The sequence below is a fragment of the Cupriavidus phytohabitans genome, from assembly GCF_000426345.1.
GTDB lineage: Bacteria > Pseudomonadota > Gammaproteobacteria > Burkholderiales > Burkholderiaceae > Cupriavidus.
Genome location: NZ_AUFE01000036.1, coordinates 1 through 24,456, shown reverse-complemented (window position 1 = coordinate 24,456; position 24,456 = coordinate 1). Strand labels below are relative to the sequence as shown.

Sequence of the window (24,456 nt, the reverse complement as noted above, 5' to 3'; positions counted from 1 at the left end):
CCTGAACTCAGTGTCATGAAATGGTCTGCGGTGATGCGACGCGCGCACGTGCGCGCATCGCCGCGCTGTTCCGGATCGACCAGCGCAGCACCACGCAGGCGGCGCGCATGGCCGGCTCAGTCCATCCGTGAACGAATCGCGTCAATGCTTCGCCCACCATGGCGCTGGCCCACTGCGGCAGCAGGCGGATGGCGGCGCCGACGAAGATCTGCATGGCCAGTCGCTCGGCGCAGTTGGCACCGGCTTGCGTGGCAAGCTGCAAAATGACTTCGTGCAGGCGGTGGCTGGCCACCAGTTCGCCACGCTGTTCCTGGATGCACGCTTTCAGCCCTGCCCGCGTCTCCGGCACGTCTGTCGCGCCCAACAATCGCGCGACCGTGGCCGTTTCCGCCAGATATCGATCCTGGTCCGCAGGCGCCAGCTGCGGATTCACGTTGCGCAGGTGGGCATCGAGAAAGCTCGAAACTTCGGCCACATGCACCCATCGAAGCAGGGCAGGGTCCGTGGCGGTGTAGGGATGTCCATCGGCACTGACGCCGGCAATACCCCCGGTGAATGCCGTTCACATGCACGATCAATCCGTGGGCATCGCGGACGCTACCGTACGTGGTGCCGGCCACGAACTGGGCTGTGCGCGCCAAGCGGCCGCGCATGTCCTGCCGATAGATCGAGTGTTCCAGCACACCGGCCAATGCCAGCGGATGCAACGCCTGAAGCATCAGCGCACGGATGCCACCTACCAGCATCGTCGGAAAGTCGTCGTGCACCTGCCAGCAGACGGCGGCCGGGCCGAACAGGCCGGGATCGCCGTGAGGTGTCGAGAGATCGATGAGGTGGCCCGTGGACGTGCGCGTCACCGACCAGATCTTTCCCTCGATGCGGCGCCGCAGCGCCTCGATTGGCGAACAGTGTCTCGACAGAATCGCCTCCATATCCCCGTGCCTCGCGAGAAAGCATGGATTCCATGGGCGCCGCATGAGGAATTGCGGGGCCCGCGTGACAAGACGATCGGCACGAAAAGGAAGTGATCGCCTGGCAAAAGGGTTTGCCGGCGCCGGCTCCGGCAACATCCGCTGGAGCATTTGCCGTGAGTTTCAAGCCGGAAATCCGAAGAGCCTCGCGAAGTCTTGCACGCGCTCCCGTGGCATTCTCGTCTTATTGACCCTGGCTTCCGGGTCTCCATATCCCATGGCCATACCGAAGGCGGTTACTTCCTCCGGTGGCATGTGCAGATGCGAGGCAAGCACGTCATGGAACGGCGCGAAGGAAACCTGCGGGCATGTGTCGATGCCGCGCGCTTTCGCGGCGATCATCAGGTTCTGAGCGAACAGGCCGATGTCGATCCAGCTGTGCGGCTTCAATCTCCGGTCAATGCTGATGATGAGGCCCACGGGTGCGCCGAAGAATGAGAAGTTCTGTTCGGTCTGCCGCGCGCGCGCCAGGTGGTCGTTGCGATCAATGCCGAGCGAAGCGTAGTAGCGCGCCCCGAAATCGATCAGTCTCGCGCGGAACACGTCCGGCAATGGCTCAGGGAAATGGGCCGGGGCGGGTGCAGTTCCGGCGCGGGAGGCAGCGACCAGGGCATTGGCCAATTCATCCTTGATCGCGCCGCTAACCACATATACCCGCCACGGCTGGGTGTTGGCCCCGCTCGGCGCGGTCGCGGCTGCTTCCAGAATGTCTTCTACGTCTTCCCGGCGCAGCGGCTCAGGCTTGAAGGCACGGATGGCCCGCCGGGCGCTCACGACGTCGGCAATGCATCTGGCGACCGCCTCCTGCGACCATTCAATTGGCGCTTCTGCCATGGCTTACTCCTGCGGGACGTCGTGGTACGAAATCCGACCAGCGGGCAGGAAAAACAGCGCGATCACGGCGCCACCCTTCGCTTCCGGATAGTGATGACTACCAGGCGCCGGGGCGGTCCAGCCACTGAAGCACCAGCCATTCGGTCCGTTCAGCGCGGCGCCGGGATTTAGCGGAATGACCATGTTGAACTCGCCATAGGGATGCCCGTGGTATTGCCCGCGGAATCGATGGTCAGGGTGGCCTTGCCTGTTGCCGGTGCTATCCATATACACAGCTGTGATGCTGAAGTGGAGCGTGCGTTCGCTGGGCTCGGCGATGCGGCTGCGGCGGTAGGCTGGGCCTTCGATCTCGACGTTCGCTGCCCAGCCGTCCTCCACGCCCTTCCTGACCAGGCGGGCCAGCATCTGGTAGAGCTCGCTGTCAGGGCCGTACTTCTCGTTCAACCAGCGCTCGACCGCGGTGCTGGTAGTCAGGTCCTTCACTTCCTCAAGGAAAGGGATGCAGCGCTCGATCAGCGCTTCTCGATCCTGGATTAGGGTTTCGGCCGTCATGGTGTCGTTTCCTGTCAAATGGCTGGATGTCATCATGCGCGAACCATGAGTTGAATGGAATTGATGTCTTTGCAATTGCATAATGCATGTAATTCAATTGAGGGAGCGACATCATGAGCATCGGCCGCACAGACCTGAACCTGTTGAAGGTGTTCGAGGCCGTCTATGAGGAGCGCAACCTGATACTGGCGGGCAAGCGCCTCAATCTCACGCAATCGGCGGTTAGCCATGCGCTCCGGAGGCTGCGCGAGCTGGTCGGCGACGAGCTTTTCATGCGCATGGGGAAGGGCATGGTGCCGACCGGCCGTGCCACGGCGATGGCGCCCGCGCTGCTGGACTCACTGCGTCGCATCGAGGACGCGCTAGGCGTGGAGTTGTTTTCCCCGCAGACATCAAAACGGCGCTTTGTCATCGCGGCGAACGATCACGTCACGGAAGTGATCGTTGCGCCTTTGTCCCGCGAGTTGCAAGAGGCTGCCCCGGGCGTCGACCTCGTCATCCGACCTTCCACGCGGCTGGACTTGGCCGAGCAGATCGACCTGGGACGCATCGACCTTGCCATCGGCATCTTTTCCCAGGTTCCGCCCCGCCTGAACTCCCGAGCGCTGATGTCCCAGCGAGAGTCAATCTTGATGTGCAAGCGACATCCTGCTTCCCGACGGAAGCTCACCATCCGAGATCTGGCAAAGTACCCCCTTGTCACCCTATCCGTCGGCGGGCAGGAAGAAGGCGCGGTAGGGGGGTTCATCGTTGAGCGCGGCCTCGCGCGGCAGTCGGAGATGTTCGACCGGCGTGCGTTAGAGAAGGCGCTGCTTCAGTCGAAGGCGATGTCGCGGTTGAGGGTTACCGTTCCGCACTCGCTCGCCATTCCAGCGCTGCTTCGTGATACGCACATGATGTCGATTGTGCCGGCTTCGCTGGCAGTGGCTCTCACCAAGAGTGGCGACCTGATTTGCCGACATCCGCCGTACCAAGCAGGAATTGAGACCATGCGTGCGGTTTGGCATGAACGCGACGACTACGACGCCGGTCACTCCTGGCTGCGCGAGATGATCGCGAAGATCGCTCAAGCCGTGGAAGAGGCGCTCGAGTAGTAGTCATGGCATGCGCGCCCGTGGCTGGAGGGGCGACTTCGCCTCCGGCCAAGATAGGCCTGCGACCAAGAGAAGGGCCCCGAGCAGATCGGTCAGTTTCCGCTGCACCTTTACGCTAGTCCCGCCTATCTGGCCGAGCATGGCGAACCCTGAGCATCGCCGTCCTGGCGGCGCATCGTTTCGTCGGCTATGTCCCCGACCTGATTCGCCTCGATGCGGTGCGCTGGCTCGACGATGTCATGGCCAACCCGACCATCGTGTTCCACTCCACCAGCATGCTGTCGCAGATGTTCGCGGCTGCGGTGGGTGCCGGTATCGGCATGCTGCCGGCGTTCGCGCGGGCGGAGTGGTTTGGCCTGCGGCGCATACTGCCCACAGAGGTGCGTGTGCGGCGCAACGTGTGGCGGGGTTCGCATCAGTATGTGCGCCGCATTCCGCGCATTCGGCGCGTCGCGGCCTTCCTTGCGGATGTCATCGGCCGCGTAGTCCTGCCCCAGCCATCACGCGATCTCGACGACCACCTTGGCGCGCGCGGTGCCGGCGGTGACGAGTTCGTATGCCTGCTCCGCCTGCGCCAGCGTGAAGCGGCGCGGATCGACCACCGGCCGCAACAGCCCGCTTTCCACCAGCCGCGTGGCCTCGCTCATCATCTCGCCATGATGGGCGCGCAGCTTGCCGGTGAGCAGCGGATACAGTGTGAACACGCCGGAGTAGGTGGCTTCGCGGAATGACAGCGGGGCCAGCGCATGCGTTCCCCAGCCGAGCGCGCTCACCACGTGGCCGAAGTGCTTCACCGCAGTGAACGAGGCATCCAGCGTCGGGCCGCCGACAGTGTCAAAGACCAGCTCGAAGCCTTCACCCTGCGTGTGCGCGGCGACGTACGCCTCGACGGGCTGCGCGCGGTAGTCAATGGGCGTTGCGCCGAGCTCGCCCACCAGGTCAAGATCCTTCTCACTGGCCGTGGCAAACACTGTGGCGCCCAGCGCGCGTGCCAGTTGCACCGCGATATGGCCCACGCCGCCAGCGCCGCCTTGCACGAGCACGGTCTGGCCGGTCCGCAGATGCGCCCGATCGACGATACCGGCATAGGCCGTGATGAAAGCCAGCGGCAGGGCAGCGGCCTCGCGCATCGACAGATTCGACGGCTTGCGGGCCAGCAGGTTGGCGTCGACGGCGGCGTACTGCGCGAGCGAACCCTGCAGGCCGCCCACGCCGCCGGTCATGCCGTAGACTTCATCGCCAGGGTGAAAAGCGGTAACGCCTGCCCCGACTGCTTCCACCGTGCCGGCCATGTCAATGCCAAGCACGAGTGGTAGCGGATGCCGCGCATGCGCGGCGGCGCCCGCCCGGATCTTGGTGTCGAGCGGATTGAGGCCGCTCGCAGCGATGCGTACAAGTACCTGCCCAGGGCCAGGGGTGGGCCGGGGCAGTGTGGTTGGTTCGAGGGGGCCGTTGTAGTGGTTCAGCACCAGGGCCTGCATGGACATCGTCATCTCCTGTGTTTCCTTTCGGTCGTCACGCCCGGCAATCTTGCATTCCGCGTGTCGTTGGACTCATGATGGTTCATGCGCAATCGCATGGAAATTAATAATCCTGAATGGTGGCTAGTCATAAATGCATGACCCTGGACTCGAATGGAGCGATGTGCGCATCTTCCTCGCCATCGCACGGGCCGGGACGCTCGGCGGCGCGGCCCGAGTGATCGGCCAGACACAACCGACCATGGGCCGGCGCCTGAGGGCGCTGGAGGAAGCGGTCGGGCAGGCCTTGTTCCACCGCACCAGCGACGGCTTGGTGCTGACCGACGAAGGCAGCGCCGTCCTGGTCTACGCCGAGCGCATGGAGGAGGAAGCACTGGGCCTCTCCCGAACGCTGGCCGGACAGGGCAACGCGCTGACAGGCTCGTTGCGTGTCACGTCGTCCGACTGGTTTGGCATGCATGTGCTGACCCCAGTCTTTGCCCGTTTCCTCAGGCAGCATCCGGATGTGTCGCTGGAGCTGGTGACGGATTCCCGCCAATACAGTCTGGCGCGCCGCGAAGCCGACCTGGCATTTCGCATCATGCCGTTCGAGGAGCCCGACATCATCCAGCGCAAGCTGATGCACATGAACTACGCGCTGTACGGGCACCGGGATCTCGTGGCGCCTCGCGCCAGCGATGGCGAGGGTGTAGCGCTCATCAGCATGGACACTGCCTTCGGCACGCTGCCCGACGTGGCATGGGTCGGGCGAATGCTGCCCAGGGCACGCATCGTTTATCGCAGTAACAACCGTGGCGTGCAGGCGCGCATGTGCGCCGAAGGCGGTGGCTTCGCAGTGCTGCCGTGTGCGCTGGGCGATGCCACGCCAGACCTGCGGCGCATCGATCTGGGCGAAGCCCCGCCGGGGCGCGATGTCTGGTTTGGCCTTCACCGTGACCTGCGCCGGCTGGCACGCCTGCGGGCGTTAGTGGACCTGACGGTGGCGTGCCTGGGAGAGCGATAGGTGCGCCGCGCTTCGTCAGACGGCACGGCGCATCGTGGTTCGCAATGCTCGCTGCTGGCGCCGATACGCGCCTGGCCCCACGCCGAAGCGTCCGGTGAAGACGCGCCCGAACGCAGCCTGCGAGGCGTAACCGAGGGTTGGCCGCAATTCGTAAATATCTTAAGCTTCAAATATAGGAGAGGATTTTTTGGTTAGCGATCGCGGCCGCGGCGGCATAACGGAGCCGATCGCGATCAGCCCGCGATCGGTAACTAAAAAACCATTTGTGCTAAGCCGCTCCGCAGGCGGTGACGGCTATGGGCGTTGAATGACCACCGCGGTTATTTTTGATGTCCAAGACGTGCAGCCGCAACCGGATCTCGAGCGATCGGTGGGCTCATGCGGGTAGTCCTTCCAGCGGAACTGCACGGCGTGTCCGTCGAAGGCGAGCAGCCGGTTGTTGGAGATGGCCACGCGGTTCGAGAAAGAGTCGCCGGAAGAGGCGCGAGAGGACCCGCACGGGCAGGAAGAAGCCGGGACGGCAGGCGATCCAGCGCTCGCCGTCCGGGGAGAGGCCGCCGCCCGGCACCACGCAATGCACATGAGGGTGATGCTGCAGATTCTGTCCCCACGTATGCAGGATCGTGAGGAAGCCGATCTCGGCGCCCAGGTGCTTCGGATCGGCCGCGATCGTGCGCAGCGTTTCGGCGCTGGCGCGAAACAGCAGATCGTAGAGCGTCCTCTTGTTCTGGAACGCGAGCGCGGCGATGGATTCGGGAAGCGTGAAGACGACATGGAAATACTCGGTCGAGGGGAGGAGCTCCGCATGCCGGCGTTCGAGCCATTGCGCGCGGGCGAGCGACTGGCACTTTGGGCAATGCCTGTTGCGACAGGAGTCGTAAGCGATGCGCTGATGGCCACACGCATCGCACTGCTCGACATGTCCGCCGAGCGCGGCGGTACGACACAGCTCGATGGCGCTCATCACACGCCGCTGGACACGGGTGAGTCCGTCGGCATGGGTCTGCCGGTACTGCGGTCCGCAGCGGCGAAGGATGTCCGCCACCTCGAGCGCCGGGCGCATCGCGGGCTTCAGAAGTACTCGGGCGCAGTGGGCGGAGATGGGATGGGTTCAGGATGCGTCAGATAGGACTTCTGTGTGTTCTCGGCGAGATTACGGATCTCCATGTCGTTCAACATGCGTTGGCGCAGCGGCGTCATGACTAACCTCCTGGAAGCAGTGGTGGAGCCCGGTCGGGCATCCACATACTGCTCCTGGAGGTATCTGCGTCCCCTCGTTGGAATCCTGCGTCAGCTCACCACTGCCGGTGAACGCCAGCCATGGGCGCTCGCTCACCTCCCACTCCCGCGTCAGCGGGTTAGTACAACGCGCTCTATCGGCATCACAAGGTGATCCGCACCTTGCTGGGCATCAAGCCGTACACCGATGCCCAGACGCGCCTCGTCGCGATCCGACTTGCCGGGGAAGCCGCCGGCGTGGTGGACACGCGCGTGGACATCCTCAACATCACGATAGATGAACTGGTTCGGCTGGGCTACGAGCTGCCCGCCTTCCGGACGCTCGATGAGATCGCGGAACAGGCCCATGCCGTGGCCGAAGCCGCGCTCCATCGCCACATCGAGCAGCGCCTGTCCGCCGACCAGCGCCAATGGCTTGATCAACTGCTGGAAACCGAGTTGCCGGCGCGGCGCTCGCTCTATCAGCAGATCAAGCGATCCGCAAAAAAGGCGACGCGCAAACACCTCGACCTGGTGCTGGACCAGTTGAAGTGGCTCGAATGGAAGAACTCACTCTCATCCAGGCGCGCCAGCGCGAATTGAGCGAAGAGCTGGTTGCCGCGCTCGAACTAGTCATCGGCATTGTGGCCGAAGGCCTGGACGACGCCCATACCGGGAAACGCGTGCGCGAGCTGCTGGCGCCGCACGGCGATCTGGACAAGCTGCAGGCCGATTGCGAAGCGATCCGGGTCTGGAGCGACGGGAATCATTTGCCATTGCTGTGGAAGCCTTTCAAGTCATGGCGTGCGGCGATATTCCAGATGGCGAGGAATTGCGCTCTGTCGCGGTGACCGAAGACCGCCGACTGCTCAAGGCGTTGGACGTCGTGCTGCAGAACGAACACCGCAAGACCGAATGGCTCGCCGACGAGGTGGACCTGTCGTTCGCCTCCGAGCGCTGGCGAAAGCTGGTGCGCCGTTCGGCCCACCTTGGGCAACCCGACGAATCGGCGCTACCTGGAGGTATGTGTGTTTTCCCATCTCGCCGGCGACCTGCGCTGCGGCGACGTCTGCATCGAAGGATCGGGCAATTTCTCCGACCTTCGTCAGCAATTGATGCCTTGGGGGGAATGTCAGGCGTTGCTCCAGGACTATTGCGATCGGATCGGTCTCGCGCCCGATGCGCAGGGCTTCGTCGTTAAGTGTCATTTCCGGCTTTATCCCGGCATGACCCCAGGTGCGCACGATGCGCGGACCCGGAAGATGGGTGACATGGTCCTGGTGGACGTCCATCTTGACGTCAATGCGGCAGCGAGCGTCAAGGAGGGGCATGAGATCGCGCTCGAGGCGAGGCGACGTGCAATGAACCGCAAAGATGTTCTCAACGTCATGACGCACGTCGATCCGGTCGATGTGGCATGAAGTGATTGGAATGCGGATTATTGGCTGCTCGTGCTTGCTGAGCAATCCGTTGCGTAGCTTCCAGCGTGCGGCATCGATCCAGGTATCGGTCAGTTGAATCCGGGTTGTTCCGCGCCACGCCATCCCACCTGATTACGCTGGACCGGCTTTCTCGCGCATCGGCCTCGCGGACACAAGTGGCAAACCATCGATGGTCACCTGCAGGCCGTCCAGCCAGCCCGGAACCGGTGAGCGCAGCGTAAGGACCGAACCCGCGCCGCGGACAATCGCTTCGACGATCGCCAGACCAAGCCCGCTGCCTTTGGCTGTGGTCGCGCCACGCTCGAACGGTTTCGTCAGGCGCTCGAGTTCATCGTCCGGCAGCACCGGTCCGTGATTCCGCACACTGAGCGTACCGGTGACCGACAGCACAATTCCCACCGGTTTCCCGGGCGCGCCGTGCTTGAGCGCATTTTCGATCAGATTGCGCACGATTATGGCGAATGCGTCGGGATCGATCCACGACAGCACGGGCTGGTCGGGCAGGTCGAGATGCATCGGCTGCGCGGAGGCAACGCGCCGAAAATCCTCGACGACAAGCTCCAGTACCGGGCGCAGATCCTGCGGCACGTCTCCGAGCACGCGCCCATTTTCCGCCTTCGCGAGTTGCATGAGCCGTTCGCTGACCCGCGACAGGGTGTGCAGGGCCCCCTCGACATTCCGCACGCGTTCCCGCATGGCGTCGGAAGGCATTTCGGCCATGAGGCGCTGCGTCTGCGCAAGGGCTGCGGCTATCGGTGTGCGCAACTCGTGCGCGCTATTGGCAGTGAAACTACGCTCCGCGGCCAGCGCGCGGTCCAGGCGAGCCATCAGGTCATTGACCGCATCGGCGATCGGAGCGACCTCTGTCGGCAGTTCCTTCTTTTCGAGCGGTGTCAGGTCGTTCTGCCCACGTGCAGCGATGCTGCCGCAGAAGCGCCGGATTGGCCGTAGCCCGGTGCGCACAATCAGCCAGATGCCACACAGGCCCACCGGCAGAAACAGGATGAGGACCCTTGCGACCGCGAGCGCGGCTTCAGTCACGGCATGCCGGCGCGTGGCGAGCGGCTCGGCGATCATCAGGGAGATCGTACCCTGCAAGCCCGGCTCGGCGTAAATCCGGTGCGACGCCGTCGAAGTGAAGCCCGCTTTCAGGTCAGGCGGGAAGATGGCCATATCGGCATCGTGCGATCGCAGCAGAAGTCTGCCCCTGTCATCGCGAACCGCGTAGGTCAGCAATTCGTCGTGCGGGCGAACGGCTGCGATACGGCGGCTGCCATCGTCATCGGCATCCGCATCGCGCCCGACGATATCCATGATGGCGAGCGGCAACAGGCGCTGCGCGGTCTCCTGCATCGCACTGTCCGACATCTGATCGACTTCGTGGCGCAGCACATGGAATGAAGCGGCCACGGCCGCGAGCGACAGCACAGCAAGCCCTGCAACCAGTGCTGCCGCGAGTCGACCTTGCAGGCTGCGCAGCATGATCAGTCCTGCTTCAGCCGATAGCCGAGCCCCCGCAAGGTCTCGATGACATCGGCACCCAGCTTCTTGCGCAGCCGGCTCATATGTACCTCGATGGTGTTGCTGCCAATTTCTTCGCTGAAGGAATAAAGGCGATCCTCCAGCCGGCTCCTTGATACGATCATCCCCGGATGCTGGATCAGCGCTTCGAGGAGCGCCCATTCACTGGCCGTCAGGTCGATGCGCGCGGTACCGCGCATCACGCTGCGCCCCGCCGTATCGATACGCAGTTCACCAAGCTTGACCAGGGGATTCGGATTCCCCGAATACCGGCGCGACACCGCGTTCACCCGTGCGGAAAGCTCGGACAGGTCGAACGGCTTGACGAGATAGTCATCCGCGCCGGCGTTCAGGCCGGCGATGCGGTTCGAAACCTGATCGAGCGCTGTCAGGATGATGACGGGCACGGTCGAACCACCCGCGCGAAGCTCTCGCAGGAAGTCGAGCCCCCGACCGTCGGGAAGGAGTAGATCGAGCAGGATCAGGTCGTAGTTGGCGACCGCAAGGTGTCGGCGCGCCTCGGCGAGATTGGCCACGAAGTCGGTCGGATGTCCGTCTTTCTCGATCTGGTCGCGAACGGCCTCCCCGAGCCAGGGCTCATCCTCGATGAGAAGGACTCTCATTAAGATCTTCCTGATAGGTGTCTCGCGTGACTTTGCCACGCGAACCTGTCGCGAACATGAAGAAAATTTTTTGTGTTCGCAAGTTTGGCTTCAGGTTTCAGGTGCATTGTGGAGTCCAAGGATGCGAACGGGAGATGTTAGTCATGAAACACCTGGGAATAGCCAGAAGCCTGGTGCTCACGATGTTTGCACTTGTCAGTGCTGTCGGCATCCACCATCCCGCACAGGCGCACGATAGCGACGATTGCGAGGCGCCGGTGAACGCCTGGAAGCCGCGTGACGCTGTCCGGGCGATGGCGCAGCAAAAGGGCTGGCAGATCGACAGGCTCAGGATCGACGACGGTTGCTACGAGGTCAAGGGGCATGATGCCGATGGCCGGCGTTTCAAGGCAAAACTTGATCCCGCTACCCTTGACGTCGTCCGCATGAAGCGTGAAGACGACGACCACGGCGGAGCACGCGGACGCCTGCCGGACGCGAATACTGGCAAGCCACCGGCTGACGCAGCCCCCGAAGGCTTGCTGAAGCCAGGCGCGAAGCCCCAGGTCCAGATCCGCTGACCCCTTATTGCCGACGCACCGCGTACCTCATCGGCGTTGGCCCTGCTGAAGCAGCGGCAGGCCAATGCGATGGGTGCGATGCCCCCCTTTTGCCCAAATCAGGAGAATCCAGATGAAACACGCATTCCCGATTGCTGTGCTTGCCGGCGCGCTTGCCGCGCCTTCACTGGCATCCGCGCGTCAGGTCTCGTTCGAAACGCAACTGTCGAGCTATGGGGGAGATGGCGCTTACGTTGCCATGTATGTCACCGATCGCGCCGGACGGTACCAGGGCACGCTGTGGGTCGCAGGGCGCAAAGCCAAGTACTACCGGCACCTGCGCGACTGGTATCGCGCAACGGGCGGCACCGCAAAAGTAGACGGCATTACGGGCGCCAGCGTCGGCGCCGGCAAGACGCTGCGTGCGACGCTGGATCTGTCCGACACGCTGATCGACGCCGGATATGAGGTCCACATCGACACGGCGGTCGAGGACATGAAGGAGTACCCGTCCGAAGTCGTCGTGCCGCTGACTACCTCGGGCGCGAACAAGACGGTCAAGGGGAGCGGCTATGTGAAGTCGTTCCGCTATTCACTGTAGCCAGGGGCAGGCGAGGAGGTGCCCGATGTTACGCAAGCTCCATTCCATCCCCGGTCTCGTCGCCGCATTGCTGATGACGATCGTCGCTCTGACAGGCGCGGCGCTGTCGGTGAATCCGGCACTTGAGCACGCAAGTGCCGTCCATCCGGGCCAAGCTCCGCTGAGCGTCGCAACGCTCGCCAGCCGGGTGAGCGCCGCGGTGCCCGACGTCGAAACACTCATCCGCCGGCCGTCAGCGGCGATCATCGCGTACTACCAGGTCGGCGGCGAACAGCGTGCATCGATCATTGATCCCGCTACCGGCAAGGCCGTTGGCGATTATCGCCCGTCGCCTGTCGAGCGTTGGTTGAAGAACCTGCACCGCAAGCTCTTTCTCGGTGACGCTGGCCGGCTCGCAACAGGTGCGACTGCTGCCTCCATGCTGTTCGCGGCGTTGTCCGGGCTTGTATTGCTCGCGCGCCGGATGGGCGGGTGGAAGCATATCCTGGCCCCGGTCCGGGGCGACGGATTGCAGCGGCTGCATAACGAAACTGCACGAGCCGCGCTTGCCGGCCTCACACTGTCGGCGATGACCGGGGTCGTCATGTCGTTGACGACGTTCGGCGTGATACCGGAAGGTGGCACGCAGGAGCCTGTCCTCAGCGTTTCGGCAATTGCCACGCCCCCGATGCCACTGCGCCAGATGCCCGCACTGGCAATAGATGTCTCCAGGCTGCGCCAGTTGACGTTTGCCAACGCGGCCGACCCGAGCAGCATCATCGAAGTGAATACGACGGATGGCGTCGGCTATGTCGATCCATCGTCAGGCAGATGGCTTGCCTTTCAGCCGGCCGACGCCTGGCAACGTGTGCACGGGGTTGTCGGCATGCTGCACACAGGCGAGGGACTATGGTGGCTCGGCCTGATCCTCGGCGCATCGTCGGCGTCGGTCCCGTTGCTGGCGGCAACCGGCCTGCTGCTGTGGCTGCGTCGTCGACGGGCCATGCCGAAGCTCGTCGGCAACGTGCCGGCACGCGACGCGGATACTGTGTTGCTGGTGGGCACCGAGGGCAATAGCACGTGGGGCTTTGCTTCGGCGCTGCATGCAGCGCTGACCCGGGCTGGCCTTCGCGTGCATGTTGCGCCGATGAACGATCTTGCAGCCGGCCGCAGCCTGCGGTATCTGCTGCTCCTGACTGCGACCTACGGCGACGGCGATGCACCGGAGAGCGCTGTACGATTCCTGCAGAAGCTCGAGCACCTGACGATCCCTGGCGGGGTAGCGTTCGGGGTCCTGGGATTCGGCGACCGCCAGTTTCCTCATTTTTGCGGCTATGCGCGAACGGTTCATGACGCTCTGGCCGCCAGGGGGCTGGAAGCACTGGCCGATCCGGCCACGGTTGACCGGCAATCTGAGCCCGAATTCCGGCAGTGGTGCTCGGGGCTCGCCGAAAGACTTGGCGTGTCGCTCGATATCCGCTACACGCCATTGCTGCCGCCCACGATACCGCTCAAGCTCGTCTCACGTGACGACTATGGTGCCGATACAGAAGACATGACTTCGGTGCTGCGCTTCATGCCTGCCGAGGGGGCAAGATCCTGGGCCACTCTGCTACGGCCGCGGCTGCCTCGGTTTGAGACCGGGGATCTGCTCGGCGTCGTGCCGCCGGGCGCCACCTCGCCCCGGTACTACTCGCTCGCGAGCGCGACGGCGGACGGCCTGGTCGAGATCTGCGTGCGGCGTCAGCCGAACGGCGTGTGCTCCGGGTATCTCACAGGCCTGCAGCCCGACGACACGATTGAGGCATTCATGCGGCAGCACGCGTGCTTTCGGCCGGGTGCCGGAAGCGCTCCTGTGATCCTGATCGGGGCCGGTACCGGGATTGGTCCGCTGATCGGCTTCATCCGGCACAACGCGGCCCGCCGTCCGATGCACCTGTATTTTGGTGCGCGCAATGCTGACGATGGTTTCCTGTACCGCGACGAACTCAGGCACCTGGTAGCCGACCGGCGGCTGACGGCACTCACGACCGCCTTCTCACGTTCCGGAAGCCGGAGCTATGTGCAGGAGCGCCTTGTCGCCGATACACAGAGCCTGCGCACCCTGGTGACGCACGGCGCGCAAATCATGGTATGCGGCGGCCGCAGGATGGCGGAGGGTGTCGCGCAGGCGTGGGAACGCGTTTTGACGGATACCGGCTTGTCCGTCGCACAACTGAGAGCGCAGGGACGCTATGTCGAAGATGTCTATTGAGGCGTTGCGGGACACGCAACGCAAGCTTTGGCGCGTGAGCGGAGCGACGATGGGAACCCGCTACACGGCGGCCTTCCATGCGTCGCCGAAGACGGATGAAGAAGAACTGGCGGCGCGGCTTGCTGCAGCGGTTGGCGCGGTTGACGAGCAGATGTCGAACTGGAAGGAGAGCTCCGACCTGTCGCGGCTGAATCGTGCCGAGCTGGACTGCTGGGTGCCGGTGTCCAGGAATCTCGCGGCTTTGCTCGCACGTGCGCTGGAGATTGGCAGCGATACGCACAACGCCTTCAACATCGGCGTTGGCGACCTTGTCGGTATGTGGGGTTTCGGGCCATCGGGCGAGCAGCGTGCACATCGTCCAGGCGTGGGCACGTCGCAGGCGAGCCCATGCCCGTCTGTGAGCGAACTGATTGATGTGGACGTGCAACGGTGCCGGGTGCGCAGGCGGGGACCCGTTGCGCTGGATCTGTGCGGCATTGCAAAGGGATTCGGCGTCGACGAACTTGCGCGCGTGTTGAGCGAGCACGGGATCGGTTCATGGCTTGTCGGCATCGACGGGGAGATGCGCGCGTGCGGAAGCAAGCCGGACGGGTCGCCGTGGGCGATTGCGCTTGAGGCCCCGGATTATGAGCGGCATGCCGCAATGGCCGTGATCGAACTGAGCAACGCTGCCATCGCGACGTCCGGCGACTACCGCCACTGGGCTGACATCGACGGCGCGCGTGTCTCGCACACAATGGATCCCCGAACCGGCGCACCACTGCGCAGTTCCGTTGCGTCGGTGACGGTCATTGCACCGACATGCGTGGACGCGGACGCCTACGCGACTGCCTTGCTGGTTCTCGGCGCGCAGGCGGGGCGAGATTATGCTCAGCGCCGTCGCCTCGACTCACTCTTCGTCGTACGCGACGGCGATGCGCTGCGCACGATCGGAACCGGCTGCTTTGCCAATGTGGGCAGCGCCCCGTTCCACGGCAACAACTGGTAGCAGCGGGCTTGGAGCAGCGCGTATAGCACGGCGTTGCTCACGCCGCCCGCGGCCACACTATGCGATGCTCTTCTTCGATCGACAGCGTCACGGCGGCGTCGGTATCGATAAAGTTTGCTTCGTCCGGCTTGACTGACTCCCGGAAGAGCGGCGAGCACACTGCTCCAGATCTGCGCCGCGCCGTCGAAGCGCGGCTCACCCTGCTCATAGGCGGACGGCAGCATGGCACTTTGCACATAGCGGCGCAGTCCCGGCACCGACGCGGCCAGCGGCCCATGCGTGCCGCGCCAGTAGCGCAGCATGTCCTCCCGACTGAGATTCGACTTGCGCCTGAAGAAGGTCATTCGCTTCGGCAGCGATTCGTCCCTGGCGATCGATGGGCCGGCATGCACGACGTGATCCGTGGTCTGCAGACGCACGCAATGCCTGGGGTCGACCAGGTTGCCCGCGCCTGCCAGCGCCGACCGGGCATAGTCCGCACTATGCAGGAGCGCATTCATTGCCGCGGCATCGTCGACCCAGATCTCGTCCACGGTATCGAAGCGCCCAACCTGGCCGGGAATGGCGCGGACGGTGCTCTGGACGTAGCGCCGCACGCCGGGCAGGCCCGCCACCAGCGGCGCATGCACGCCGCGCCAGTCGCGCAGGTACGCCTGACGGTCCACGCCGGGACGCCGCACGCTGAGGAAGATAAGATGGATCATGTCGGGGGCACTCCGGTTGTGATGGCGGGCGCGCGTTCCAGTGCATCGAGAATCCGTGCGAATCGCGCTTCCAGGCGCGGCCGCATGCGCGTTGGCGTGAAGATGTAAAGCTCGCCGGCCTCAATCGCCGCCAGCGTCTGGCTGGCCACCAGCTCCGGCGCCGTGCCAGCGGCAACGGTGGCCCTGAACGATTCGCTGGCATGGCTCGAGCGTTGGGCGATGGGGGTCTTCACTGGGCCAGGACAAAGCACGGATACGCCAATGCCGGTGCCGCGAAGCTCCTGCTCGAGTGCCTCAGGGGCTCACAATGATCCGCTCGAGCAGCCAACCAAACCTTAGCCGGGCATTGACGTGCTGAAGGCTCTGCAGGAAATTGCCGATCGCCACGAGCACCACGAATTGTGCCGGCTGCACACCGATGACAACGCCACGAAGAAAACGCCCTTGATCACATCGTCCAGCAAGTAGTTACGATCGTCGGACCAGAGCGACATCTGCTGTTGACTGTGGTGCACGGCGTGCAGCTCCCACCAGACCCCGAATCGATGCTGCCAACGGTGGAACCAATAGCCCGCGAAGTCGAGGACAACGAGGTAGATGACGAAGGCTATAAGGCCTTTCATCGCCGCCACCATGCGGTCGGCTACGGGCATGAAGGCGTACGCGACGGATGCAACTTCGTCGTGCTGTTCCCATGGTGGGACGTCGTGTTTCGCACCGTGGCCTGGAATCCCGCCGTTGAGCCAACGGGCATCCGCGATCAGTTGGCGCCGGCCGCGAGTATGGGCGAGGCCTGCTCGCCCAGCAATGGCACGCCTTTGGACGTATCGCGCAACGCTTGTTGGACCGTCGAGCTGCCGTGTAGCAGTTGCCAAACTGTGGAGCGATCAGGCAGTGGACCCGACCTTCATACTCGCCCCCAAGATGAGGGCCTGCGTGCGAGGGCGAAACGAAGTCGGATTCGTTGTCGATATCACCGGCGCGGTGCAAAGGAATACGCCGGAAGCGACGCTGTCGACCACGATTGCGGATGACAGCGGGGCAACCATATCATATGGAATTGCCAAGCTCCTGCGTGGCGGTCGGGTAAGCACGATCGTCATTACCAAAACGGGCGTCATGGAGCGCCTGACAACGATCTCCTCAGAGTCGTTCTGCTTGTTCAAGGGATGGATTGCCGCCCAACCAGGGGTGCCAGAGGAAAAGCGCAAGTTCTGCCAGAACTTGTCGACGCTGGCAGCCAAGCTCGGCGACGGCCTCGGATTTGGCCTCTGAGTTCGGCAGTTGTTGGCAGATGCGAAAGTGAAAATCGTTCATCTGGCCGAAATCTGCGGGTGTGCCTGCGGCCACACGTGACAGGAGACCCGATGGAGGACCCGATCGATCACTACAAATCGAAAAGCGGCAATGGCGACTGTGCGAATTTCAAGGTAAGATCTCGCGCTTCGACGCCGTGTTGGTTGCAGGCAGCGGACTCATAATCCGCCGGAACTATCCCACCGTGGGTTCGAATCCCACCCGGCCCACCAAACTTGCTCTCAATGGGTTGCGTAACGATCGTCTGTACACCGCCGCAGCGCACCTGCAACCTCACGCCGGCGCTGACCGCCAGTGCCTACATTGCCGACGACACTGCTGGGCAGTGGCGTTGGTTCATTTCAGCCGGCAACCAGGGGGGAGCTTCCTCTGGTGTTTGCCTAGCGCTCGCGCCCCCTACGACAGCAGGCTTTCGTAGGGGATGCGCAGGCCATCATGCAAGCGCTTGACCATGCTCAGGCTGAGTTTGCGCTTGCGGTTCAGTACCTCAGAGACGCGGCCACTGGAGCCAATGAACGGTTCAAGATCGCGCGCGGTGAGGCCCTGCTGATCCAACCGAAACTTGATGGCCTCGACCGGATCGGACGGCGGAATAGGGTAATGCTCTTCCTCGTAGCGTTCCACGAGGATCGACAAGACTTCCAGTTCATCGCCTTCGGGCGAGCCAAACGGCGCGCCCCATAGCTGGCCGATCCGCTCCATGGCGGAATCGTAATCTTGTTCGGTACGAATGGGCTTGATATCCATCACACGCTCTCCGCGTCAACTTTGTCGTATTGGGCATGGGTGCCAACAAAACGGACCCACCCGATCTGGCGTTCATAGTCGATTGCCAGGATCACGCGATACTTGTTCCCGGCGATATTGAACACGACGCGACCCCCCTTGAGAATGCTGGCTGTCCGTAGTTCGGCCTTCACATCCTGAGGTGTCGCATATGTCACTTTCTCCATGTGGCGATACCACTCCGTGAGGGGCGATATCGCATCTGAATACGCGGGGTCGCTCTCCCAAAACTCTCGCAGCGTCCGCCGCGCAATGATCCGCATCCTTTTGCTCTCCCATTTTGGGAGGATTGTACTCCCATTTTGGGAGGTTTGCGATCTCCGCTGATGGGCTTACTGAAAGGATTGGATGAGTCGCAGGGCGGGAACAAAATGACATGACTAGGAGGGGCAGAGACACAAACGCAATCGCCTCCCCTATCGCGTGCTTGCCGAAACTGAGCAAAAGAAGCCGCACTCAGCGCGGTCAGGGAGACGGAAGCTGATGCGATCTGGGTTTTCTATGCCTTGCCGGATCGCCGGTGCTCTATCGCCCCTTCGGAACGCCGGCATGATCGGCCGTTGATTAGGGACTTCTGCTCGCGCTGCATGTACAATTGAAATGTACATTCTGGCAAGGAGCACCATCCCATGCAAACGATCCCATTCTCTGAGGCAAGAGCGCACTTGGCTGATGCGCTCCGGGGCGTAGAAGTTGCGCAAGAGCCACTAATGATCTCCAGACGCGGACAGGCGGCTGGGGTCTTGATGTCTTGGTCGCAATATCGGCAGCTTGTTGGCTCGTCATCTGGCTTTTCTGCGCGCTTAGCGGAGTGGCGCAAAAGCTATGCGGCAGAGGAAGATGAGGGCGATCCCTTTGAGCAATTACGTCAACCCGATGGGGGAAGGGAATTCTCATGGTGAGCGCCGTGAGTTGGTTGCTGGACACCAACATTATTTCAGAGGCCATGCGGCCGAGACCTGAGGTCGCGGTAATGGAGAATTTGGCCCGCTACGATGGTGAGCTAGCCATTCCGGCCCCAGTCTGGCATGAGCTCCGCTATGGTTGGTTGCGCATGCCAGAGGGCCAACGCAAGGACGCTGTTGGTCGTTTTGTGCAAGATGTCGTTGGCACGTTGCCCATATTGCCTTATGACGGTGCCGCGGCGCGGATCCACGCAGAGCTCCGCCAGTCGCGCGAGCGGGCTGGATTCACATTGCCATTCGTGGATGGGCAGATTGCATCGGTTGCGATCGCGCACGGGCTGACCCTGGTGACGCGTAATACCAAGGATTTTGCGGAATTGGCTGGTTTGCGGCTGACGAGCTGGTTTGGCCTCTGAGGGCCGCTACGCGTCGGTTTGCATAATTTTGTTTTTCCACCCGTCCAGGCAATCGAGCGCCACCGGCCGGCCTGCTTACTTCATGGTGCTTTGCAGAAACTGGTTTGCACCGCCACTTGAAGTATCAGGAACAAAATTGTGCAAACCAACGACATTGTTATAGAGCATAACGATTTAACATTACGCCAGATCAGCGCCTTTTTGCCGGGCGCGAGCACGCGGCCGCGCGCGAAAGAGGGGATGGACTACCGAGCGGTGCAATTGAATTGGATGCAATGAGATTGGCGTATTTTGAAATGCAAGCCATGGGTACCGGCCATCTGCAGAATAATGAGCCAATAGGAACTCATGACGCCTCGTACCCCGGCACTTCGTCCATTCGGTGCGCACGCGAACTGACGAGTTCCTAGAGTCGACCCCAAAATGGCCAGATAACCGGGGTAAGCCGCCATGCGAGCAAGTGCCGTGCGACGTCATCTGAAGCGCCTCGGCATTGCTTGCCACGGGGTCACTACCCATCCAGGGCTCGCTGGTGTGGTCGTCATTAATCAAGACCTGCACGTCTGCATATTCCCTGACGGATGGATGCGTCTTGGGGAGTGGGTCGCACCAGGTCGCTTTCGTTTTGCCCCAGCGACTCGGTCGGTAGACGTGCTGGCCTGGCAGATTCGCCAACGCCTCCTCGCCAGGCCATGACTCTGTGGTTCTGCCGCTTCGGTTTTTTGGGCTGAGCGCAGGGAAGCGTCTCGGCCGCAGTCCGTCTCTTGCCGACCCTAAACAGCCTATTGCACCCAGCTTGCCAGTGTCCCTTGACGACCACATATCAGGCACTGGAACATCCCGGTTGACTCGACACTCTATAACTGGAACGCCTACAAAACGGAAAGCGATACGTGAGGGAGATTTTTCGGCGCCTGTCGACAGCCTTCCTTCTCCCGAAAGTGCGTTGTGAACCCTCGATGCTATGGCACAGACCGTCCCGCGGCATTGGTTTGTGCGGTGAGTATGCGCCCCGAAGTTTTTGAATGGCCTTCGCAAGGTCACTTGAGGATGGCAGACCGAACAGGCGAGCCTAATCTATGCTGAACAAAGACAATCGACGTCGCACCGTCGTGACTACGAACCAGCAGCGATCGCTTGCAACAATCGGATTCGCTTCTTATAGACGCCATCACCGCCTTAAAAGGCGATGGAAACCGACAGCCTTACGACTCGCCCGTCAGGGGTCAAAGCCGGATGGCAGCGGCTCCCGCGGCGCGGGGCGCACGCCCCGACCTAGCGGCGGTACACCAGGACGCATAGGGTGCCCGGGCGATGAGTACTGCAGAATCGTGTCGGTGTCCAGATGGATCAGTCTTACGCGGTGGGAATGGTTCCACCGTCGATCACGTACTCTGCCCCGCTGATCGCCGCCGCACGCGGCGAGATCAAAAAGGCGATCAGGTCGGCGACTTCCGCCGGCTTGCACGGTCGCCCGAGCGGGATGCCACCCAGCGCATCCATGATGATCTGCTTGCCGCCTTCGTAATCCGTACCGGCCTGGCTGGCAAGCCGTTCTGCCAGCGCAACTGCCGCTTCGGTTTCCACCCAGCCCGGCGACACGCGCACGACGCGCACGCCCTTAGGCGTGATTTCCTTCGACAGACTCTTGCTGTACGTGGACAGTGCTGCCTTGGCGGCAGCATAAGCCGTGGTCGATTCCGGCAAGGGCAAACGATTCTGGATGGACGTGACGTGGATGATGACGCCTGCACGTTGCTCAATCATCTTCGGCAACAACGCCCGATCCAGTCGTACGGCCGGAAACAGATTGAGGTTCAGCTCTTTCTGCCATTCGGTTTCATCCAGCGCGGCAAAACCGCCTGCCGGGGCTGACGATCCGCCCAGGACATGGATGATGGCGTCCACGCCACCCAGCCGGTTTTCGATGGCCTGTGCTACGGTGGCGCAACCCTCCGGCGCAGTGAGGTCGGCTTCGACGAACATGGCGTCGGGAATGAAGTCCGGCTTGGCACGAGCCGTCGTCAGGATGCGCGCGCCGAGTTCGCCGAGCAGTTCGACGACGGCGCGGCCAACGCCCTTCGTGCCAGCCGTGACCAGCACACGCTTGCCCGTGAGTTCGCGGTTCGTGGTCATCAGTGGATCTCTAGAAATTCAATCTTGTGGTCCGTGAGCCGGAATACATGTTTCAGGTCGGCGAGACCTCCGGGGAAGTTGCCAGCATATTGAGCCACGATAGTGACGCGGGCGTCGTCTTGCACGAACGTCAACGGCTCTACGCTATAGGCATACTTGCGCTGCGCTTCCGCCAGCCAGGTTTCGATTGCTTCGTGTCCCTGATACGTCTGGCCTTCATCGCGGACAACGGCCTTTTCGGAAAAAGCACGCCGCAGCGATGAAGGCGCGGCACCATTGCTCACCTGAAAAAAAGTGGAGACCGCATCGGGTAGTGAAATGTCCATGCAAGGAGCCTCTGATGGCAAAGTGTCGATACCGGAATTTTCGCTATAAACTTACTATTGAACAAGAACGCACGGAAAAGTAAGTTACCTACCTATGGGAAAGGAATACACCCCCGACACGGCCGCAGTTGGTGTCGAAGCAGTGCTTAAATTGCTGGAAGGGCGCTGGAAGCTGGTCATCCTGTTCCACCTTTTCGATGGCAAGGTGCAGCGTTTCTCTGATCTGGAGAAGCTCATCCCTGGTATTTCGCAAAAGATGCTCGCGCAGCAGCTACGCCAGTTGGAGGCGGACGGGATCGTGGCAAGAAAGCTCTATGCCCAGGTGCCGCCCAAGGTGGAATACCGGTTGACTGATTGGGGACAAGCACTCTGTCCCGCTCTGGACGCTCTTCTCAAATGGGCGGAGCAGCGCAACGAGTTGCTAAAAGCTGTCTGATGCCGAGTAGATTGCCCTAGGTAATCTCCGTTGATTGGCCGAGCAAGCCAAGCCGGATCAGACTCTCCGCGGTCGCAACAATGGCTTCATCTCTCGAACACGGCAGACTATGCGAGTCTGCCCAACTACACCCGTGTGCCTAAGGAAGAGCGCTGCGTGAGCTATCGCACTATAGCTATTGCGCGGGCCAACGGCCCTTCGACCGCTTTGAGCGTCTGTTGATGGAGTCAAAAGAGTCGTGGAACACGACACGATCAATGACCGAAATTGGCCGGGAACGGCCTGCAGCAAGGCAGACTTCCGTCTGGTCTGCCCATTTCGAAGGCAGCCAGTGTTTCGAACATCTGTGCGGAAGTGAACATACCGTGGCGAAGCTTTTTCATACCGTCCTTGAGGTGGAAGGCGCGCATCGCAGGCAAAGCACTGGAGGCGATTTTGGCATCACTACTTTATGGTGCCGGTTGGGGCGGCGGACTGGTGTTTGCGATCGGAGTATTCACAAGTATCCTGATCGCGCTGGAGTTCGGCCGGCTGTTGTGGCGATGGCAGGTTGCCTCCGGTCGCGAACCGGAGACAACGGGCGTCAGCGCGGTTGCAAGCGCGATATTTGCACTGCTTGGGCTATTGATCGCCTTCACCTTTTCCGGGGCGGCAAGCCGCTTTGATATGCGGCGTACGCTGATCGTCCAGGAAGCCAACGACATCGGCACGGCTTACCTGCGCCTGGATCTGCTGCCGCAACCGGCGCGTGGTGAGCTGCAGGAGATATTCCGGCAGTATCTGGATGCCCGGCTTGACGCCTATCGAGCCGTCCCTGACCGAAAGCGCGTCGATGCAGCCCTGGCCCGTTCGGACGGGCTGCGTGAACGCCTCTGGACAAGATCCGTAACGGAGTCCCAGCAAACCACCAGTACGGCGGCCACCATGCTTCTGCTGCCAGCGCTTAATGCCGCGTTCGATACGGCATCGACCCGGCTCGCCGCAACGAAGGAACATCCGCCCAGCGTCATCTTCGGCATGCTTTTCGCGCTTTGCTGGATCGGGGCCTTGTTCGCGGGCTATGGCATGGCCAGCAGCGGTCCGCGAAACTGGTTGCATGCGCTTTTCTTCGTGGCCTCGCTGACGGTTACGCTCTATGTCATCGTCGACCTGGAGTTTCCGCGGCTGGGCCTAATCCGCGTTGACGCTTTCGACGAGGTGTTGCAGGACGTCCGCAATGGAATGCGATGATCCGGCCGGTGCAGCATGCAGCCGGCAGTGCCAAGAAGCCGGCAGTGCCAAGAAGCCGGAGGGGCCAATGAGCGGTCTGTCGGCCATTGGAGGCGAAGGACCGTACCTGACCCTAACCTGCCAGTCGCCGCGCCCGAAAGCGGCCATTGCGGGAAGCAATCGCGGCATAAAACATTCGTTGACGGGTTCAGTAACTGAAGGCAGACTCTCTACCTATGCAAGCTTTCACGTCCTTCGCCACTGCAACTCACCATCATTGGCATTCCCACTCGGGACTGCTGCTGAGGACGTGCATACGCTAGAAATTCGCAGCGACATGCGCTTCGAAGCCCCGCCGGCAACGACGGGGCTTTTTGTTTGGGTGTCCCATCAGTCGTCGGCTCACAGAGAGAGCTAATTCAGATGACTTCTGTATCAAAAACCTTTGCAACACCCCTCGACCTGTACAGGGCAATTTCACGCGTCTGGGCTGGTGACACGTCAAGTCCCAAGGACGCCTGGTCACCATCGAATCCAGCTCAGAATCATTGCAGCGTCACCTTGCTCGTTGTGCAGGATTATTTTGGTGGTCAAATTCTCACTACACGGACGTCGGGTGGCACGCACTTCTACAATCTGATCGACGGAAAAAAGTGGGATCTGACAGTGGGCCAGTTCGTTGAACCGGTGCCCTATGACGACACTCCATCCACTCGCGATGAGGCATTGGCGGATACCTCGCAGAAAAAATACGAGCTTCTATCGTCGCGACTGAGAGGCCCTCCATGTCAGGATAGATGTCGCCCCGCCGCCTTTCGATGAAGGACAATGGAGGGCGGAAGCGATTGGAGAATGAAACGCTATCCTGCGGAGTACAAGGAGTGGGTGGTTGAGCAGATGATGCCGCCCATCAATCGATCGGTTGTGGAGTTGGCCAGGGAGACGGGTGTCACGACGGTGAGCCTGCGCACCTGGCGCAACGAGGCGCGAGAGCAAGGACGGGTTGTGCCAGGCAACGGCAAACAGAGCGATAAGTGGTCCAGCGCGGACAAGTTCCGGGTGGTGCTGGAGACGGCATCCCTGAGTGAAGCGGAGCTGTCCGAATACTGCCGCAGGAAGGG

At 62.1% G+C, this 24,456-nt stretch carries 26 protein-coding genes and 7 pseudogenes; 18 read left to right on the top strand and 15 right to left on the bottom strand.

The window, feature by feature from the left end; genetic code table 11:
- Positions 1–13: 13 nt before the first annotated feature.
- The 3 genes and pseudogenes from K309_RS37080 to K309_RS0122905 form a co-directional block, all read right to left on the bottom strand.
- Positions 14–932, bottom strand: a pseudogene (locus tag K309_RS37080) (oxygenase MpaB family protein).
- Positions 933–1,094: 162 nt separating this feature from the next.
- Complete coding sequence (locus K309_RS0122910) at positions 1,095–1,805, bottom strand: nitroreductase (RefSeq protein ID WP_029048596.1); 711 nt, start codon at positions 1,803–1,805, stop codon at positions 1,095–1,097.
- Positions 1,806–1,808: 3 nt separating this feature from the next.
- Positions 1,809–2,357, bottom strand: coding sequence for a 4-hydroxylaminobenzoate lyase (locus K309_RS0122905; RefSeq protein ID WP_029048595.1), 549 nt, complete (start codon positions 2,355–2,357; stop codon positions 1,809–1,811).
- Between the two features lie 113 nt (positions 2,358–2,470).
- On the opposite strand from K309_RS0122905, the gene K309_RS0122900 reads away from it, so the two are divergent.
- Entirely contained in the window at positions 2,471–3,451 is a 981-nt protein-coding gene (locus K309_RS0122900) for a LysR family transcriptional regulator (protein ID WP_029048594.1), read from the top strand.
- Positions 3,452–3,600: 149 nt separating this feature from the next.
- Positions 3,601–3,864: pseudogene (locus tag K309_RS44040) on the top strand (LysR family transcriptional regulator); the annotation flags it as partial.
- Positions 3,865–3,951: 87 nt separating this feature from the next.
- Here the strand turns inward: K309_RS44040 and K309_RS0122890 are convergent.
- A complete protein-coding gene (locus K309_RS0122890; protein ID WP_029048593.1) occupies positions 3,952–4,938 on the bottom strand; it encodes a zinc-dependent alcohol dehydrogenase family protein in 987 nt (328 codons plus the stop codon).
- 127 nt (positions 4,939–5,065) lie between these two features.
- Here K309_RS0122890 and K309_RS0122885 point away from each other — a divergent pair, with 127 nt between their 5' ends.
- Positions 5,066–5,935: a LysR family transcriptional regulator gene (locus K309_RS0122885; RefSeq protein WP_029048592.1), complete on the top strand. Its 870-nt coding sequence runs from the start codon at positions 5,066–5,068 to the stop codon at positions 5,933–5,935.
- Positions 5,936–6,392: 457 nt separating this feature from the next.
- Here the strand turns inward: K309_RS0122885 and K309_RS40170 are convergent.
- Both K309_RS40170 and K309_RS43815 read right to left on the bottom strand, forming a co-directional pair.
- Positions 6,393–6,998 (bottom strand): annotated as a pseudogene (locus K309_RS40170) (IS91 family transposase); the annotation flags it as partial.
- Between the two features lie 8 nt (positions 6,999–7,006).
- A complete protein-coding gene (locus tag K309_RS43815; protein WP_255360122.1) occupies positions 7,007–7,135 on the bottom strand; it encodes a hypothetical protein in 129 nt (42 codons plus the stop codon).
- A gap of 162 nt (positions 7,136–7,297) precedes the next feature.
- Here K309_RS43815 and K309_RS44320 point away from each other — a divergent pair.
- A pseudogene (locus tag K309_RS44320) lies at positions 7,298–8,349 on the top strand (DUF4158 domain-containing protein); the annotation flags it as partial.
- A 24-nt stretch (positions 8,350–8,373) separates the two neighbouring features.
- Positions 8,374–8,574 (top strand): annotated as a pseudogene (locus tag K309_RS40160) (cation transporter dimerization domain-containing protein); the annotation flags it as partial.
- A 132-nt stretch (positions 8,575–8,706) separates the two neighbouring features.
- Here the strand turns inward: K309_RS40160 and K309_RS0122855 are convergent.
- Both K309_RS0122855 and K309_RS0122850 read right to left on the bottom strand, forming a co-directional pair.
- On the bottom strand, positions 8,707–10,077 hold the full coding sequence (locus K309_RS0122855; RefSeq protein ID WP_029048588.1) for a sensor histidine kinase: 1,371 nt from the start codon (positions 10,075–10,077) through the stop codon (positions 8,707–8,709).
- Between the two features lie 2 nt (positions 10,078–10,079).
- Positions 10,080–10,739, bottom strand: a complete 660-nt coding sequence (locus K309_RS0122850) for a response regulator (RefSeq protein WP_029048587.1) — start codon at positions 10,737–10,739, stop codon at positions 10,080–10,082.
- A gap of 134 nt (positions 10,740–10,873) precedes the next feature.
- On the opposite strand from K309_RS0122850, the gene K309_RS0122845 reads away from it, so the two are divergent.
- The 4 genes from K309_RS0122845 (at position 10,874) to K309_RS0122830 (ending at position 15,100) form a co-directional block, all read left to right on the top strand.
- On the top strand, positions 10,874–11,299 hold the full coding sequence (locus K309_RS0122845; RefSeq protein WP_156914429.1) for a PepSY domain-containing protein: 426 nt from the start codon (positions 10,874–10,876) through the stop codon (positions 11,297–11,299).
- 112 nt (positions 11,300–11,411) lie between these two features.
- Positions 11,412–11,879, top strand: coding sequence for a DUF2271 domain-containing protein (locus K309_RS0122840; RefSeq protein ID WP_029048585.1), 468 nt, complete (start codon positions 11,412–11,414; stop codon positions 11,877–11,879).
- Between the two features lie 25 nt (positions 11,880–11,904).
- Positions 11,905–14,112 (top strand): PepSY domain-containing protein, encoded by a 2,208-nt coding sequence (locus K309_RS0122835; RefSeq protein WP_029048584.1) that lies wholly within the window; start codon positions 11,905–11,907, stop codon positions 14,110–14,112.
- Positions 14,093–15,100 (top strand): FAD:protein FMN transferase, encoded by a 1,008-nt coding sequence (locus K309_RS0122830; RefSeq protein ID WP_029048583.1) that lies wholly within the window; start codon positions 14,093–14,095, stop codon positions 15,098–15,100. Before K309_RS0122835 ends, K309_RS0122830 begins: the two co-directional genes overlap by 20 nt.
- On the opposite strand, the gene K309_RS0122825 is transcribed toward K309_RS0122830, so the two are convergent.
- The 3 genes and pseudogenes from K309_RS0122825 to K309_RS0122815 all read right to left on the bottom strand — a co-directional run.
- The gene (locus tag K309_RS0122825) at positions 14,983–15,804 is read right to left on the bottom strand and encodes an EthD domain-containing protein (protein WP_029048582.1); all 822 of its coding nucleotides are present in this window, start codon (positions 15,802–15,804) and stop codon (positions 14,983–14,985) included. The two genes, K309_RS0122830 and K309_RS0122825, sit on opposite strands and share 118 nt — an antisense overlap.
- Entirely contained in the window at positions 15,801–16,037 is a 237-nt protein-coding gene (locus tag K309_RS0122820) for a hypothetical protein (RefSeq protein WP_029048581.1), read from the bottom strand. The genes K309_RS0122825 and K309_RS0122820 overlap by 4 nt, the downstream gene beginning before the upstream one ends.
- 64 nt (positions 16,038–16,101) lie before the next feature.
- Positions 16,102–16,418, bottom strand: a pseudogene (locus K309_RS0122815) (sterol desaturase family protein); the annotation flags it as partial.
- Between the two features lie 3 nt (positions 16,419–16,421).
- Here K309_RS0122815 and K309_RS43045 point away from each other — a divergent pair.
- Together K309_RS43045 and K309_RS0122810 are read left to right on the top strand one after the other, a co-directional pair.
- A pseudogene (locus K309_RS43045) lies at positions 16,422–16,669 on the top strand (sterol desaturase family protein); the annotation flags it as partial.
- A 29-nt stretch (positions 16,670–16,698) separates the two neighbouring features.
- Positions 16,699–17,079: a nucleotidyltransferase family protein gene (locus K309_RS0122810; protein WP_029048579.1), complete on the top strand. Its 381-nt coding sequence runs from the start codon at positions 16,699–16,701 to the stop codon at positions 17,077–17,079.
- A 438-nt stretch (positions 17,080–17,517) separates the two neighbouring features.
- Here K309_RS0122810 and K309_RS0122800 read toward each other — a convergent pair whose 3' ends face one another.
- Together K309_RS0122800 and K309_RS0122795 are read right to left on the bottom strand one after the other, a co-directional pair.
- Positions 17,518–17,868 carry a helix-turn-helix domain-containing protein gene (locus K309_RS0122800; RefSeq protein WP_029048578.1) on the bottom strand — a complete coding sequence of 117 codons (351 nt, stop codon included), beginning with the start codon at positions 17,866–17,868 and terminating at the stop codon, positions 17,518–17,520.
- Positions 17,868–18,170 carry a type II toxin-antitoxin system HigB family toxin gene (locus K309_RS0122795; protein WP_029048577.1) on the bottom strand — a complete coding sequence of 101 codons (303 nt, stop codon included), beginning with the start codon at positions 18,168–18,170 and terminating at the stop codon, positions 17,868–17,870. The genes K309_RS0122800 and K309_RS0122795 overlap by 1 nt, the downstream gene beginning before the upstream one ends.
- A gap of 366 nt (positions 18,171–18,536) precedes the next feature.
- Here K309_RS0122795 and K309_RS44035 point away from each other — a divergent pair, with 366 nt between their 5' ends.
- The 3 genes from K309_RS44035 to K309_RS41845 all read left to right on the top strand — a co-directional run bounded on the left by K309_RS44035 (position 18,537) and on the right by K309_RS41845 (position 19,507).
- A complete protein-coding gene (locus K309_RS44035; RefSeq protein ID WP_084402500.1) occupies positions 18,537–18,809 on the top strand; it encodes a type II toxin-antitoxin system Phd/YefM family antitoxin in 273 nt (90 codons plus the stop codon).
- Between the two features lie 5 nt (positions 18,810–18,814).
- Positions 18,815–19,228, top strand: coding sequence for a type II toxin-antitoxin system VapC family toxin (locus K309_RS0122790; RefSeq protein ID WP_232232457.1), 414 nt, complete (start codon positions 18,815–18,817; stop codon positions 19,226–19,228).
- A gap of 138 nt (positions 19,229–19,366) precedes the next feature.
- Positions 19,367–19,507: a hypothetical protein gene (locus K309_RS41845; protein ID WP_156914425.1), complete on the top strand. Its 141-nt coding sequence runs from the start codon at positions 19,367–19,369 to the stop codon at positions 19,505–19,507.
- Between the two features lie 1,077 nt (positions 19,508–20,584).
- Here the strand turns inward: K309_RS41845 and K309_RS0122785 are convergent.
- Together K309_RS0122785 and K309_RS0122780 are read right to left on the bottom strand one after the other, a co-directional pair.
- Positions 20,585–21,364: an SDR family oxidoreductase gene (locus K309_RS0122785; RefSeq protein ID WP_029048575.1), complete on the bottom strand. Its 780-nt coding sequence runs from the start codon at positions 21,362–21,364 to the stop codon at positions 20,585–20,587.
- Positions 21,364–21,690 carry a nuclear transport factor 2 family protein gene (locus tag K309_RS0122780; protein WP_029048574.1) on the bottom strand — a complete coding sequence of 109 codons (327 nt, stop codon included), beginning with the start codon at positions 21,688–21,690 and terminating at the stop codon, positions 21,364–21,366. Before K309_RS0122780 ends, K309_RS0122785 begins: the two co-directional genes overlap by 1 nt.
- Positions 21,691–21,784: 94 nt before the next feature.
- On the opposite strand from K309_RS0122780, the gene K309_RS0122775 reads away from it, so the two are divergent.
- From K309_RS0122775 to K309_RS0122765, 4 genes are all read left to right on the top strand, one after another.
- Positions 21,785–22,126, top strand: a complete 342-nt coding sequence (locus K309_RS0122775) for a winged helix-turn-helix transcriptional regulator (protein WP_018312229.1) — start codon at positions 21,785–21,787, stop codon at positions 22,124–22,126.
- Between the two features lie 390 nt (positions 22,127–22,516).
- Entirely contained in the window at positions 22,517–23,356 is an 840-nt protein-coding gene (locus tag K309_RS0122770; RefSeq protein WP_232232456.1) for a bestrophin-like domain, read from the top strand.
- Positions 23,357–23,758: 402 nt separating this feature from the next.
- Positions 23,759–24,157, top strand: coding sequence for a YunG family protein (locus K309_RS44315; protein ID WP_084402499.1), 399 nt, complete (start codon positions 23,759–23,761; stop codon positions 24,155–24,157).
- A 30-nt stretch (positions 24,158–24,187) separates the two neighbouring features.
- On the top strand, positions 24,188–24,456 hold a 269-nt coding region (locus K309_RS0122765), incomplete at its 3' end, for a transposase (protein ID WP_198030843.1).

Excerpts from the sequence above, each read along its gene's own strand:
- K309_RS0122910 (WP_029048596.1), bottom strand. The coding sequence starts at position 1,805 with ATGGCAGAAGCGCCAATTGAATGGTCGCAGGAGGCGGTCGCCAGATGC.
- K309_RS0122905 (WP_029048595.1), bottom strand. The coding sequence starts at position 2,357 with ATGACGGCCGAAACCCTAATCCAGGATCGAGAAGCGCTGATCGAGCGC.
- K309_RS0122900 (WP_029048594.1), top strand. The coding sequence starts at position 2,471 with ATGAGCATCGGCCGCACAGACCTGAACCTGTTGAAGGTGTTCGAGGCC.
- K309_RS0122890 (WP_029048593.1), bottom strand. The coding sequence starts at position 4,938 with ATGTCCATGCAGGCCCTGGTGCTGAACCACTACAACGGCCCCCTCGAA.
- K309_RS0122885 (WP_029048592.1), top strand. The coding sequence starts at position 5,066 with ATGCATGACCCTGGACTCGAATGGAGCGATGTGCGCATCTTCCTCGCC.
- K309_RS43815 (WP_255360122.1), bottom strand. The coding sequence starts at position 7,135 with ATGACGCCGCTGCGCCAACGCATGTTGAACGACATGGAGATCCGTAAT.
- K309_RS0122855 (WP_029048588.1), bottom strand. The coding sequence starts at position 10,077 with ATGCTGCGCAGCCTGCAAGGTCGACTCGCGGCAGCACTGGTTGCAGGG.
- K309_RS0122850 (WP_029048587.1), bottom strand. The coding sequence starts at position 10,739 with ATGAGAGTCCTTCTCATCGAGGATGAGCCCTGGCTCGGGGAGGCCGTT.
- K309_RS0122845 (WP_156914429.1), top strand. The coding sequence starts at position 10,874 with ATGTTAGTCATGAAACACCTGGGAATAGCCAGAAGCCTGGTGCTCACG.
- K309_RS0122840 (WP_029048585.1), top strand. The coding sequence starts at position 11,412 with ATGAAACACGCATTCCCGATTGCTGTGCTTGCCGGCGCGCTTGCCGCG.
- K309_RS0122835 (WP_029048584.1), top strand. The coding sequence starts at position 11,905 with ATGTTACGCAAGCTCCATTCCATCCCCGGTCTCGTCGCCGCATTGCTG.
- K309_RS0122830 (WP_029048583.1), top strand. The coding sequence starts at position 14,093 with ATGTCGAAGATGTCTATTGAGGCGTTGCGGGACACGCAACGCAAGCTT.
- K309_RS0122825 (WP_029048582.1), bottom strand. The coding sequence starts at position 15,804 with ATGATCCATCTTATCTTCCTCAGCGTGCGGCGTCCCGGCGTGGACCGT.
- K309_RS0122800 (WP_029048578.1), bottom strand. The coding sequence starts at position 17,868 with ATGGATATCAAGCCCATTCGTACCGAACAAGATTACGATTCCGCCATG.
- K309_RS0122795 (WP_029048577.1), bottom strand. The coding sequence starts at position 18,170 with ATGCGGATCATTGCGCGGCGGACGCTGCGAGAGTTTTGGGAGAGCGAC.
- K309_RS44035 (WP_084402500.1), top strand. The coding sequence starts at position 18,537 with ATGCAAACGATCCCATTCTCTGAGGCAAGAGCGCACTTGGCTGATGCG.
- K309_RS0122785 (WP_029048575.1), bottom strand. The coding sequence starts at position 21,364 with ATGACCACGAACCGCGAACTCACGGGCAAGCGTGTGCTGGTCACGGCT.
- K309_RS0122780 (WP_029048574.1), bottom strand. The coding sequence starts at position 21,690 with ATGGACATTTCACTACCCGATGCGGTCTCCACTTTTTTTCAGGTGAGC.
- K309_RS0122775 (WP_018312229.1), top strand. The coding sequence starts at position 21,785 with ATGGGAAAGGAATACACCCCCGACACGGCCGCAGTTGGTGTCGAAGCA.
- K309_RS44315 (WP_084402499.1), top strand. The coding sequence starts at position 23,759 with ATGACTTCTGTATCAAAAACCTTTGCAACACCCCTCGACCTGTACAGG.